We start from the raw sequence: 11848 nt of genomic DNA, 5'->3' as shown, positions 1-11848 counted from the left end.
AAAGAAAGGATTTTTAATGATGAATGGGGGAGAACCATGAAAATTTTAATACTAGGTGGTACACGATTTTTGGGAAGAGCTGTTGTAGAAGAGGCTTTGAACAGAGGGCATGAAGTTACATTATTTAACCGCGGAACAAACAAAGAAATTTTTCCTGAAGTGGAGCAGCTTATCGGTGACAGAAATGGTGATGTATCAAGTTTAGAAAATCGAAAATGGGATGTTGTCGTGGATACATGTGGGTTTTCTCCGCATCACATTCGGAATACTGGAGATGTCTTAAAAGATAATATAAAACATTATATATTCATCTCAAGCCTTTCCGTATATAAAGATTGGATCCCGCATGACATAAAAGAAGACTATATATTACAACCTGAACCAACGGAAGAGCAAATAAAGGCTGTAGAGAATGGTGAAGTTTCTCCTTATGAGCATTATGGTGCGCTGAAAGTATTATGTGAAAAAGAAGCAGAGAAGTATTGGCCGAGGTGTGTTTTACACGTAAGAGCAGGACTTCTTTCAGGGATGTTTGATTATACAGATCGACTTCCATACTGGATTCAGCGTGTAGCAAAAGGAGGTAAAGTGTTAGTTCCAGGAAGAAAAGATCGTCCAGTGCAAATAGTTGATATAAAAGATGTCGCAAACTGGGGACTAAACATGGCAGAAAACAAAAATGCAGGTACATTCAATGTAACAGGTCCGAATTATGATTTGACGATGGAAGAGCTATTAAATACGTGTAAAAAAGTTACGAATAGTGATGCTGAATTCGTTTGGATAGAGGAATCGTTTATGAATGAACATAAAGTGCAGCCTTGGACAGAGATGCCTTTATGGCTTCCAGAAACTTTTTCATTAGAAGGTGAAACGAAGCCGTGGAAAGGTGGATTTTCTATAAGTATCGAGAATGCTGTTAAAGAAGGACTTACTTTTAGAAAAATAGAAGAGACAGTTACAGACGTGTATGAGTGGATGAAGAGTACAGACGAATGGGAATTAAAAGCAGGTATTTCAGGGGAGAGGGAGAAGGAATTGTTAGAAAGATGGTATCAATAAATTTAGCGGTGTCCTTTGAATATACTTGATTGCACATAAGGAGGAGAAAAGGTGATGTGGAAAGACACCATTCACAGTATCTCATCAAACTTAAGCTTAAAAAATTCGGCTACGAAGGAGGAACTTACTGATATACAACAATGTATACATGTGGAGTTACCGAATGATTTATATCAATTATTACAGGAAACAAATGGTATAGAAGGTGAATACGGTGACTTTATATGGTCTGCTTCAAAAATTAAAACTGAAAATATGAGTATGAGAAATATAGTTGATTTTAAGGATTTATACATGCCTTTTGACTGTTTATTATTTTTTGCTGATGGCGGAAATGGTGATTTGTTTGGCTATTCCATTTTGAATGGAAAAGTGCAAAGAGATGATATATATGTATGGAATCATGAAAATGATAGTAGAACGTGGGTTGCTCCTTCTTTAAAGACTTTTATGGAGTGGTGGGAGAGTGGGAAGATAATAATTTAAATATAGTATCAAAAAAAGCGCCTTGTTACTAAAGAAACAAGGCGCTTTTTCACGAATAATTAATCTACTACTCAATCGGTTCTTCCCCATACATCTCCCATAGCTTAGGAAACATCTTTTTTAAACCTTCTTCATCGTCTTCATTCCAGTCAAATTCAAAATCTACATCGTCGAATTCTTCATTAGATAAGACATGGTAAAGTGTAAAGTAAGTATCATCTTCGTCACCAGTTTTTTCTGCATATACAGTGAAACCGAAATATAAAGAAAGTTCTTCAATCTCTGGGACGTCATACTCACTCAAGTTTTCTAATACAGGAATTAATCGTTCTGGATCTTCAATACAAGCTTCGTATGTCTCTTTTCCTTGATATAATAACCATCCGCGGAAGTAATCGAAAGTATCATCTGAACAGCCACCCATAATAATATAGGCTGCTGCCCATAAACGGGAGGTATAGGAGTCTTTCAAAAGACGATGCATATGCGTATCAAATGCTACAATTTCATGTACTGTACGTTTAGCAAGGTGAGAAGTAAGCCATTCTATTTGTTCTTCTTGGTCCTCACCTTTCGTTTTTGCACGATGAAGTAGTTCCCAAAATTCTTCTTCGGTTATCGTTTTTTCTTTTATGTAATCTTCCCCAGGCAACGGGTCTGTATATCCTTTTTTACGTTTGGAAGCAACTAGTTTATTAGCTTCTTTCATACATTCTTCTTCTGTTTCAAACTCTTTCGCTTTCACACTGCCAGCTGTGCCAATTTTTCCGTAAAACACAACATAGTCCTTTTCTTTCACAACGATTTTCCAAAACTTATTTGATTTCTCAGTTTGCTGGATTAATAACGTTTCCATCCGTACCCCCATAATGTTTTCTAGTGTGCAATGTGATTGTAACATATGTATATACACTTGTAATGATGAAAAATAAGAGTTTAGAAAATTCGAAAATGATTGAATGAAGTGAATAAATTTAGTAACCTTATTTGTACAGTAATTACATAATTGTTTTGTAATAATTCGATATTTATATGAGGGGCATTACGGATGGATCTTACGTTTAAAGTAGAGGAAACATGTTTTAATTACCGCGTTGGAGCAATTTGTAAACAGGATAATAAAATACTTATTCTTCAAAACAAAGGGGAAGATTATTGGTATGTACCAGGCGGAAGAGTGAAAATGCTAGAAAATAGTGAAGATACGTTAAAACGAGAACTTGCAGAAGAATTAGGTGTTCCTATGAAAGGGAAAAGATTAATATGGTCAGTAGAAAATTTCTTTACACTTTCTGAGCGAAAGTTTCATGAAATTAGTTTTTATTATGAAGTAGAGCTACATGAGTTACCTGCAAATGGAGCGGATCAATATATTTTGGAAGAAGAAGGTAGAACGTATTTCTTTAAGTGGGTGCCGGTAGAAGAGTTAGAGGCATATAATTTACAGCCTGCATTTATAAAAGAGAAAGTAAAGGATATAGCAGTTCATACAGAACATATCGTTTTACAAAATTAAATGTATTCGGAGGGGAAAAGGGTGAAGGGGACTAAAAAAGAAATACATATAGATGATAAAGTAATTCGTTACACACATATCGAAAAAGGTTCTAGTAGGATTTGCTTTATGTTCTCCGGTTCAGGATACAATTACGATAAACCGTTATTTTATTATGCGACGATGCTTATGCTCGAAAATAAAATAGATGTAGTACATATTCATTATTCTTATGACGAACAAGTAATGAATAAAACAATGGAAGAAATAACGAAAGTAATGATGGATGATATTAATCCTATAATGAAGGGCGTATTAAAAGGTAAGCAATATAACGATACTATGTTTTTAGGGAAATCACTCGGAACAATTCCGATTGCAAATGATTTAATGAAGAGAGACGAATTCGCGCAGTCAAAAATGATATTACTTACACCTTTACTGACGTTTGATACAATTTTTGATTCTATCTTACATAGTCGACACGAAGGGTTTTTAGTTATTGGGGATAAAGATCACCAATACAATGCAGATCAAATTGATCAGTTATATAAAACGAATTTACAGATTGAAGTTGTCAAAAATGCAAATCATTCTGTAAATGTTGGGGGATATGAAACGGAAAATTCAATTGAGGCTATAGCGAAAATAATAGGAGAACTTAAAGAAGTTGTTAGGACAAACTAACCTATTAATACATGCAAAAGAGGTGCGAATTGCACCTCTTTTACTTTAATAAGCCTTCAAAACATGAAGTAAATAATCCTTACGGCTCAGCGGATTATAATCAACACGTTTTCGAGTAGGGAAGGGAGCCATAAGCTTTGTGAAACCAGCTGGCTTCGTTGTAAATATGCCGTCTCCTTCTGTAAATGAATGTAGCATTCGTTTAAAATTCTCTGTTTTTGCAACAGGTAATGATCCTGTTAACTGGTAGGAATCATTATTGAATATAGGTTCTGCAAAAGTCGCTGGAATAGCAGCGAGCTTATACATCGCGGTACTAATTGCGTGCTCCGGTACAGTTAATTCAAACTCGTTTATTGGTTCATATACATGTGTTTCAGCTTGCTTTAAAGCATCCATTAAAACGAGCGGCGTTAAGTTTCTAAAGTCACTCGCTGTTGTAACAGGACTAGCATAACCTGTATGCGTTAACGTGACAGAAATGTCCGTAACTTCCCATCCGTATAAACCTTGCTTTAACGTTTGAAATACTGTATCTTCAATCGCTTTATGGAATGCTAAAGGTAGTGAGCCGAGCTCAACACCTAATTTATATGTTATGCCGCAATTAAGTTCACCACGTTCAACTTTGAATCCGACTGTTGCGTAAAATGGATTGGCTTTTTCACCCATGACTTCAACGGAATTCCCAATGCCAATTGGCTTTTCAATACATACAACTCGCGTATTTGAAAAAGTAACCTGCAAATTATATTTTTCAAAAAGAGTCGTTTCAATTACTTCTTTCTGTACTTCACCGAAAAGGCGAATATATAGTTCATTATGAACATCATCTTTCCACACTTTAATAAGTGGATCTTCTTCACATAGCTCCATAAGTGCAGCGTATAAATCATGAATTCTTTCTTTTGATACTGCATCAATGGAAGCTTCCATTTGTGGTTCGGCAAAGTGAATATCTTTTATATAATCCGTACGTTCACCAATAATATCACCAATTTTAATATCATTCAGTCCCCACACTTTGCAAAATTCTCCGCTAGGAACGATAGAAGCTTGAACAACATTCCCGTTATGAAATAGACATATTTTCTTAACCTTTTCTTTATGCCCCAGAACGTCTCCGCGCTGTATATCAACATATTTTCTTACGTGTAAACGACCAGAAAAAACTCTTACATAAGCAATCTTTTCTCCAGAAGGTTCACGTTCAATTTTAAACACAACACCGGATAATGTTTCGTTTTCTGCCGACTTATTAGCTGGAAATAAGGTTGAAATATTTTCGAGCAGTTCAGTTACACCTATACCTGTCATGGCTGAACCGAAAAAGATTGGGTACACACTTGCTTGCTGTATTTGTTTTTCGAGTTCTTCTCTTAATAATACGTCCGGTACGATTTCATCATTTACATATGACGCAAGTAACGATTCATTATATGGCGCTAACAGTTCCATACAATCGTCATATGATTTGTATGCAATAATCTGGGCTCCTTTCGTTCCTACGTTTAGAACAGAATAGAAGGGGAATGCTTCATTTGAAAGAACCTCTTTTATTTGTTTCATAACTTTTTCAGTGTTTGCGCCACTACGATCAATTTTATTAACGAATAAAATAGTCGGTATGTTTAGTTTCTGTAATGTTCGCATTAAAATTTTTGTTTGTGCTTGCACACCTTCAACGGCAGAGATAACTAAAATCGCATCGTCTAGAACGCGGAATGATCGCTCCACTTCAGCGATAAAATCAGCGTGTCCAGGTGTATCAATGACATTTACTTTTACATCATCAATAAAGAAAGAAACGACAGATGCTTTAATCGTAATTCCGCGTTGTCTTTCTAATTCCATTGAGTCAGTTTGTGTATTACCACTATCTACTCGGCCAATTTCTTTAATCACATTCGTTTCATAAAGAATACGCTCAGTCAAACTCGTCTTGCCAGCGTCTACGTGCGCAACAATCCCTATATTTATTGTTGTCATTTGTGAATATCCTCATTTCATTTTCCATTTTCAATTCCTCATTTCTATTTGTGTATTGCCGCATTATCAATCACTCTCCAGTTCTTTAAATTAGTATTATTATAGTGCAATTAACATTATTTGTAACGCTACAAAGCGCCTTAATTTGGAAAAAATAAAATAAAAACAAAATGCTTGCATTCTAAATCGATATAGATTATATTAATTGACATATCAACTATTGATACATCAAATGTTTTTATTTTGATTGTAAAGGAGGGTTAATTTGACAAGTTCATGCTCAAAAGAAGCGATTATTTTATATAAATTACACTTTCTAAATAAAGAAGTAAGTTCGAAATTTGAAGGGTGTACGGGTATGAGCCAGTCTCGATTAGAGCTTATACTTCAATTATTTGAAGTAGGTGAAATTAGTCAAAAAGCACTTCAGCAAGAAGTGAATATTGATAATGCTGCGATAACAAGGCATTTAAAGCAGCTTGAGGCCAATGAAATGATTGTAAGACGTAAAAATCCAGATGATAACAGAATTACGTTAGTTTCTCTTACTGAAGAGGGACGAAATAAAATTCAAGCGTTTCAAGAGGAAAAAGAACGTTTTGCAACATCTGCATTTAAAGGATTAAGTGAGGAAGAACGCGATAATCTTTTAAATATGTTAAATCACATTCAAGAAAATATAAAAGAATTATAAAAAAGGGAGAATACAACTATGACTAACTCAGTAAAAACAAATGATTTTAACGAAATTTTAACAGGACGTCGTTCAATTCGTAAGTACGACCCTTCAGTGAAAATTAGCAAAGAAGAAATGACAGAAATTCTTACAGAAGCAACACTTGCACCATCATCAGTAAACATGCAACCATGGAGATTCCTTGTGATTGAAAGTGACGAAGCAAAAGCAACACTTGCGCCACTTGCGAAATTCAATCAATCTCAAGTAGAAACATCTTCAGCAATGATTGCTTTATTTGGTGATTTAAACAACTTTGATAACGCAGAAGAAATTTACGGTACAGCAGTAGAGCGTGGACTTATGCCAGCAGAAGTAAAAGAAGATCAAATGAAAAAACTTTCAGCTTACTTCTCTATGGTTACACCAGAAGTAATGAAAGATACAGTATTAATTGACGGTGGTCTTGTAGCAATGCAATTTATGCTAGCAGCTCGTGCGCACGGTTATGATACTTGTCCAATTGGTGGATTTGAAAAAGACCAAATTGCAGAAGCATTTGGACTAGATAAAGAACGCTACGTACCAGTTATGTTAATTTCAATCGGGAAAGCTGCAGACAGTGGTTACCAATCAGTACGTCTTCCAATTGAAAAAGTTGCAGAGTGGAAATAATTTTATAAAAGAACTTCAATAAGTGAAAGATGAGAGGGGAAGCACCATGATTATTATTCACGCAATATTTCAAGTAGATCCAGCGAAACAACAAGCATTTTTAGAAGAAATTCAGCCACTCATTCACGGTTCAAGAGAAGAAAGTGGAAATGTATCTTATGACTTATATAAAGATACAGAAAAAGAAAGTGTTTATACGATGGTAGAAGTATGGAAAGATGAAGCAGCAGTTGCGAGCCATAATACGAGTGAACACTTCACATCTTTCGTTAGTAAAGCAGCACAATTTTTAACTGCTCCGCTTAATATAAAAGCTTATAATGGAGAATTAGTAAAATAATAAGGTAGAAAAAGATGCCTTTAGCATATGGCTGAAGTCATCTTTTTTGTATAAGTAGAACATAATTTCGACACAGTTATGTTGAAATTATGTTCAATAATAGTGGTGAATTGTATGTTAAATTCGAACATTCGGTTTATTAGAATATTTTTCCATGGTATAATTTTCTTGAAAATATAAGGTAGAGGGGAGTAAGTGATGGGAGAATTTCAAAGTAATTTGCATAGGGCAACGCAACTTGCAACGAAAATGAGAAATGCTTCAGATCGAATGCAAAGTGCTACTAGTCGCTCTATAAATAAGGCAACGCGTACGACACTATCTGTGAACTTTAAAGCACAAGAAGCAAATCAACAAAATTTACAGATCACGACACAATTTTGCGCTGCTTTTCAACAAACGATTGATAATATCCATTCCGTAGCAAATGAATTTGAGAAAATGGATACCGGACTTCAAAAGACTTTTCAATAATGTAACAGCCTACGTAAAGGGGAAAAGGTAGGGAGAAAAGATGAGTCAAGAAATTGAAACGAAAATCAGTCAATGTAATCAAAAATTACGAATTATATTTGAAGAACAAAATGAAAACCGAATGGCGCTGCAACATCAAGAACGAGCTGAGGCTAGTTTTCATGAATGGAAAAATAGAAATAATCGTTTATTTAACCGAATACTAGAAACTTGGTATGGTGACAAAGAAGTGTTTCACCTTTTTACGAATATGCGGCAAGAGATCGGGCAGTACGAAAGAAAACTTACATTCGAATTAGAAAACGAAAAAGAGACGTTGCTTAAAGAAAAACGGCATCTCAGCGAGAAAGAAAACGACCTTTCCTATGAACAGCAGCAACTACAAAGGGAGGCCGATACATGAGTTTAAACATGTATTTGGGAGAAGTACAAAGTCAAACTCAAAGTATGAACGCTATATGTAATGCTACGATTCAAAGTATGGAACAAGCCATTCAATCTATTGATGCCTTTGCGATAGACACAGTATTACAAGGACAAACATACAGTAGTGCAAAAGCCTACCTTGTCCAAACATTTCGGCCATTAGCGCAAGGAATCATATGCTTATGTGAAGAATTAATTCGCCAAAATGAAGCATTTCCAAATGAGTTCCAAGCGAAAGTTGCTTCGACAGATGTGATTGAACAAGAAATAAGAGAACAAATAAGGGGAATTAATCAATCGATTACAAGTATAGAAGCAATAGAAGTACTTACACCAATGCCCGGAGTAGGTGCAATTGTAACGGTATTAGGTGCAATGAGAAAAAAACTGGAAGAAAAACTAGAGCATTTATATGAATTCAATCATTCATCCAGCAACAACTACAGCACCGCTCTCCAATTAGCAGCTAGCATCACAGCCGGACTCGCTGAAGTGCAAAGTGGGAAAGAATTTAGTCCTGTGAGTGGTACGTTTAGTACACAAGGGTTGAATATGGATTGGGTGAGTTCGATTCAGGGGATTATAGAAGAAACAGCTCGAAAAAATGATCAGTCAATTAAAGATATAGAAACAAATAACATAATTGAGAAGAAATCTCCGGTTAGAAATGCTTGGGACGATGCGGCAGACGGTATAGTTAGCACGTTTGAAACAGCGAAAAAGATGTGGGAAGCTATTCAAAGAGGATCGGGGAAAGCTGTTGGTGATGAAATCGAGTCCGCAATAGCTTTAAGTAATATGGACATAGGAACTTTTATTAATGTAGCCTATGCACTTTTCCATTTGGATGAAACTGCAAAAAATATGTGGCATGCATTTTCAAATAAAATAAAACGAGATATGATAGAGGGAGATGCAGAGAGTCGTACAGAATTGACTACCTATGGATTAACACAAATAGCTACCACAATATTAGGCGATAGGGCACTAAATAAAGTAGGCCATATCACAAAAGGAGCAAAGGCATCAAGTGGAGTAAGTACATTTGCTAATGCAGTAAAACTAGCAAAAGAATTGAAGCCTACGCTTGAAATGTTACAATCATTTAAGAGAGAGGCTTCCTATGCATTCTCTAGTATTGGTGGAACTATCGTAACCAAAATACCTCAAGGCGAATTAATAGAAGCTTATTATAAGTTTGCGAAGTCTAAAGATGGTAGTAAGGGTAAAACTGGTGAAATAGCTAAGGAATCTAGAAAAGTAGCCCAAACATTAGAAGCAGCTAGAGCACAACAACGTACGGTAATAGAATCAGTAGAAAGTGGCGAAGTAGCTTTAAAAACAACGAAGCGTAAAGGAAATTATGGTGAAATGAAGATGGATGACTTTTTTGAAAGTCAAACATATACTAGAATTAGTGATGATCGTGTATTAACATTAGATCAAAAAATTGTTAAGGGAATAGATGCTGTATATGAAAATTCATCTCCGCCACCTAAGTATGTGATAGCGGAGGCTAAGTATAACACATCCAAATTAGGAAAAACAAATGATGGTAAGCAAATGAGTGAAGATTGGATTCTTGGAAGTGAAAGGTTAGATAGTACTTTGTCAAAAGAAAAAGCAGATGAAATTGTGGAAGAGATGTTGCTGAATCCAGAAAATGTTCAAAGAATTGTTATTCAAGTTATGCCTGACGGAACGATTGTGAAGAAAATTCTTGAAGTATAAAAGGTGGAAAAGAAATTATGCTAAGGGATAAAATCAAAAATGATATATATTTTAACAAATTTATCAATTATGAGGAAAAGAGAATAGAAAAGTTTTTATTATTGGTTGAAAAGGTTATTGAGGAAAGAGGCAAAGATGATAAAGGTGTAAAGAATGGATATATAGTGTTACAAGGGTATCATTTTAATAAATTAAGGGCAATGTACTCTGCGGGTTGTTCTATCCAAACTATTCGTGATTTTTTACCTGAAGTAATAAATATAATGGAAAAAGTGTGGAATAAAGAAAGTGGATATATACGTATGTTATGGATGATATCTATAGCAGTAATGCTAAATGTTGAAGATAAAGAATTTAATAGACTAATAGCAATGGTAAGGAAAGAAGGATTAAATGATTATCTGATTAATTATTTTATTGCTTTTAGAAATAGTGAGCCATCAGATTTTTATGAGCAAAGTGAGTTTTATGTAAAATATCCATATTTCAAATTAAAAGAAGTAATTGAGAGTAATAAAATTTCACAAGAGAATTCTATAAAAAATTTAGAGAAATATATAAAGGAGTATTGGTATAAGGGACATTTAGAAGAAGCATGGTACGATGCACATGAAAATAAACATGACATTTATAGTGGTTACTGGAGTTTTGAAAGTGGAGCAATCGCTAAAATTTTAAAATTAGATGATTCAACCTTGAAAGATAGTTCATATTACCCTTATGATATGGTGCATTGCCAAGAAAAATAAATGTTGGAATCCACAGTGATAAATTTTAACACTGTGGATTTTTTAGTTTGTATTAAAGTAGGTATAAGGGTAATGTTGGTAATGGATCCAGTGAGCTAGATGTAAGAGCTAATTAGGAAATATGTACGAGATGTTGAAACGCAGACGAATTATGAATTATCACTGGATTTTTTTATCTAAATATCCATAATATCTAATTGAATGTTAGTAAATTCATAAACATATTGTTATCACCTTCTATTTATATCTGTATATAGAAATTAATTGAATGATTTAATTAAATCTTCAATAGGCCATATCACAAAAGGAGCAAAAGCATCAAGTGGAGTAAGTACATTTGCTAATGCAGTAAAACTAGCAAAAGAATTGAAGCCTACGCTTGAAATGTTACAATCATTTAAGAAAGAGGCTTCCTATGCATTCTCTAGTGTTGGTGGAACTGTTGTAACCAAAATACCTCAAGGTGAATTGATAGAAGCTTATTATAAGTTTGCGAAGTCTAAAGATGGTGGTAAGGGTAAACCTAGCAGTAACAAAAATACAAATGTAGACAATTTTGATGCAAAAACAGCTACAAATAAGCAAAAAGGTAATTATGGTGAAATAAAATCTAGTGACAATTTATTGAATAATCAAAGTTTAAAAGAAGCTGGATTTGATTTAAAGCCAGTCGGAAAAAGTACACCATCAGGCATAAATGATAAAATAGTAAAAGGGATTGATGGATTATACGAAAATGCAAATGCAGAATCAAAGATCAAATATGTTATTGATGAAGCTAAGTTTGGTAGTTCACAATTGGGGAAAACTAAAGATGGACGACAAATGTCAGATGGTTGGTTGAATGGTGCGAAGACCCGAAAAAGTAGAATATTGAAGGCCGTTGATGGAGATGCAAAATTAGCATCAAAGATTACGAAAGCATTACAAGATCAGGAAGTTGAGAGAGTGTTATCAAAGGTTGATAGTAGTGGAAATGTGAAAACATTTAGAATAGATGCAAAGGGAGACATAATTGGAGAATGGCCATAATTTAAGGCACTAGGAGGAATTGAATA

14 protein-coding genes are annotated in these 11848 nt (G+C 34.6%); 12 read left to right on the top strand and 2 right to left on the bottom strand.

The features are described from left to right. The first annotated feature begins 36 nt into the window (after nucleotides 1-36). Nucleotides 37-1062, top strand: coding sequence for an SDR family oxidoreductase (locus MR143_RS09045; protein WP_199717596.1), 1026 nt, complete (start codon nucleotides 37-39; stop codon nucleotides 1060-1062). A gap of 54 nt (nucleotides 1063-1116) precedes the next feature. Continuing rightward, a complete protein-coding gene (locus MR143_RS09040) occupies nucleotides 1117-1548 on the top strand; it encodes an SMI1/KNR4 family protein (RefSeq protein ID WP_000265344.1) in 432 nt (143 codons plus the stop codon). 67 nt (nucleotides 1549-1615) lie between these two features. Here the strand turns inward: MR143_RS09040 and MR143_RS09035 are convergent, their stop codons facing one another. After that, nucleotides 1616-2404 carry a DUF4240 domain-containing protein gene (locus tag MR143_RS09035; protein WP_000449118.1) on the bottom strand — a complete coding sequence of 263 codons (789 nt, stop codon included), beginning with the start codon at nucleotides 2402-2404 and terminating at the stop codon, nucleotides 1616-1618. A gap of 192 nt (nucleotides 2405-2596) precedes the next feature. On the opposite strand from MR143_RS09035, the gene MR143_RS09030 reads away from it, so the two are divergent. Continuing rightward, nucleotides 2597-3064, top strand: a complete 468-nt coding sequence (locus MR143_RS09030) for an NUDIX hydrolase (protein ID WP_000366247.1) — start codon at nucleotides 2597-2599, stop codon at nucleotides 3062-3064. Continuing rightward, entirely contained in the window at nucleotides 3065-3730 is a 666-nt protein-coding gene (locus MR143_RS09025; RefSeq protein ID WP_192797064.1) for an alpha/beta hydrolase, read from the top strand. 45 nt (nucleotides 3731-3775) lie between these two features. Here the strand turns inward: MR143_RS09025 and MR143_RS09020 are convergent, their stop codons facing one another. After that, nucleotides 3776-5719 (bottom strand): GTP-binding protein, encoded by a 1944-nt coding sequence (locus tag MR143_RS09020; RefSeq protein WP_242280709.1) that lies wholly within the window; start codon nucleotides 5717-5719, stop codon nucleotides 3776-3778. A gap of 265 nt (nucleotides 5720-5984) precedes the next feature. On the opposite strand from MR143_RS09020, the gene MR143_RS09015 reads away from it, so the two are divergent. The 8 genes from MR143_RS09015 to MR143_RS08980 all read left to right on the top strand — a co-directional run bounded on the left by MR143_RS09015 (nucleotide 5985) and on the right by MR143_RS08980 (nucleotide 11822). Beyond that, nucleotides 5985-6413 (top strand): MarR family winged helix-turn-helix transcriptional regulator, encoded by a 429-nt coding sequence (locus tag MR143_RS09015; RefSeq protein WP_000204163.1) that lies wholly within the window; start codon nucleotides 5985-5987, stop codon nucleotides 6411-6413. A gap of 18 nt (nucleotides 6414-6431) precedes the next feature. Next, nucleotides 6432-7070 (top strand): nitroreductase family protein, encoded by a 639-nt coding sequence (locus MR143_RS09010; RefSeq protein WP_000185374.1) that lies wholly within the window; start codon nucleotides 6432-6434, stop codon nucleotides 7068-7070. Between the two features lie 46 nt (nucleotides 7071-7116). Then, complete coding sequence (locus MR143_RS09005; protein WP_000583805.1) at nucleotides 7117-7410, top strand: putative quinol monooxygenase; 294 nt, start codon at nucleotides 7117-7119, stop codon at nucleotides 7408-7410. 198 nt (nucleotides 7411-7608) lie between these two features. Next, on the top strand, nucleotides 7609-7884 hold the full coding sequence (locus tag MR143_RS09000; protein WP_000503629.1) for a TIGR04197 family type VII secretion effector: 276 nt from the start codon (nucleotides 7609-7611) through the stop codon (nucleotides 7882-7884). 40 nt (nucleotides 7885-7924) lie between these two features. Further along, complete coding sequence (locus MR143_RS08995) at nucleotides 7925-8287, top strand: DUF3958 family protein (RefSeq protein ID WP_000076588.1); 363 nt, start codon at nucleotides 7925-7927, stop codon at nucleotides 8285-8287. Further along, entirely contained in the window at nucleotides 8284-10041 is a 1758-nt protein-coding gene (locus MR143_RS08990) for a T7SS effector LXG polymorphic toxin (RefSeq protein WP_202822187.1), read from the top strand. The genes MR143_RS08995 and MR143_RS08990 overlap by 4 nt, the downstream gene beginning before the upstream one ends. A gap of 17 nt (nucleotides 10042-10058) precedes the next feature. Continuing rightward, complete coding sequence (locus MR143_RS08985) at nucleotides 10059-10790, top strand: PoNe immunity protein domain-containing protein (RefSeq protein WP_242280708.1); 732 nt, start codon at nucleotides 10059-10061, stop codon at nucleotides 10788-10790. A 264-nt stretch (nucleotides 10791-11054) separates the two neighbouring features. Then, entirely contained in the window at nucleotides 11055-11822 is a 768-nt protein-coding gene (locus MR143_RS08980) for a hypothetical protein (RefSeq protein WP_202822186.1), read from the top strand. The last annotated feature ends 26 nt before the right edge of the window (nucleotides 11823-11848 follow it).

The organism is Bacillus cereus group sp. BfR-BA-01347 (genome assembly GCF_022663835.1).
Lineage (GTDB): Bacteria > Bacillota > Bacilli > Bacillales > Bacillaceae_G > Bacillus_A > Bacillus_A thuringiensis_K.
The sequence above is the reverse complement of the archived record's forward strand: the minus strand, read 5'-3'. Positions and strand labels throughout refer to the sequence as shown.

What these genes read in the sequence shown, in the direction of transcription:
- MR143_RS09035 (WP_000449118.1), bottom strand. Translation starts at nt 2,404, where the DNA reads ATGGAAACGTTATTAATCCAGCAAACTGAGAAATCAAATAAGTTTTGG.
- MR143_RS09040 (WP_000265344.1), top strand. Translation starts at nt 1,117, where the DNA reads ATGTGGAAAGACACCATTCACAGTATCTCATCAAACTTAAGCTTAAAA.
- MR143_RS09030 (WP_000366247.1), top strand. Translation starts at nt 2,597, where the DNA reads ATGGATCTTACGTTTAAAGTAGAGGAAACATGTTTTAATTACCGCGTT.
- MR143_RS09020 (WP_242280709.1), bottom strand. Translation starts at nt 5,719, where the DNA reads ATGACAACAATAAATATAGGGATTGTTGCGCACGTAGACGCTGGCAAG.
- MR143_RS08990 (WP_202822187.1), top strand. Translation starts at nt 8,284, where the DNA reads ATGAGTTTAAACATGTATTTGGGAGAAGTACAAAGTCAAACTCAAAGT.
- MR143_RS08985 (WP_242280708.1), top strand. Translation starts at nt 10,059, where the DNA reads ATGCTAAGGGATAAAATCAAAAATGATATATATTTTAACAAATTTATC.
- MR143_RS09000 (WP_000503629.1), top strand. Translation starts at nt 7,609, where the DNA reads ATGGGAGAATTTCAAAGTAATTTGCATAGGGCAACGCAACTTGCAACG.
- MR143_RS09045 (WP_199717596.1), top strand. Translation starts at nt 37, where the DNA reads ATGAAAATTTTAATACTAGGTGGTACACGATTTTTGGGAAGAGCTGTT.
- MR143_RS09010 (WP_000185374.1), top strand. Translation starts at nt 6,432, where the DNA reads ATGACTAACTCAGTAAAAACAAATGATTTTAACGAAATTTTAACAGGA.
- MR143_RS09005 (WP_000583805.1), top strand. Translation starts at nt 7,117, where the DNA reads ATGATTATTATTCACGCAATATTTCAAGTAGATCCAGCGAAACAACAA.
- MR143_RS08995 (WP_000076588.1), top strand. Translation starts at nt 7,925, where the DNA reads ATGAGTCAAGAAATTGAAACGAAAATCAGTCAATGTAATCAAAAATTA.
- MR143_RS09025 (WP_192797064.1), top strand. Translation starts at nt 3,065, where the DNA reads ATGTATTCGGAGGGGAAAAGGGTGAAGGGGACTAAAAAAGAAATACAT.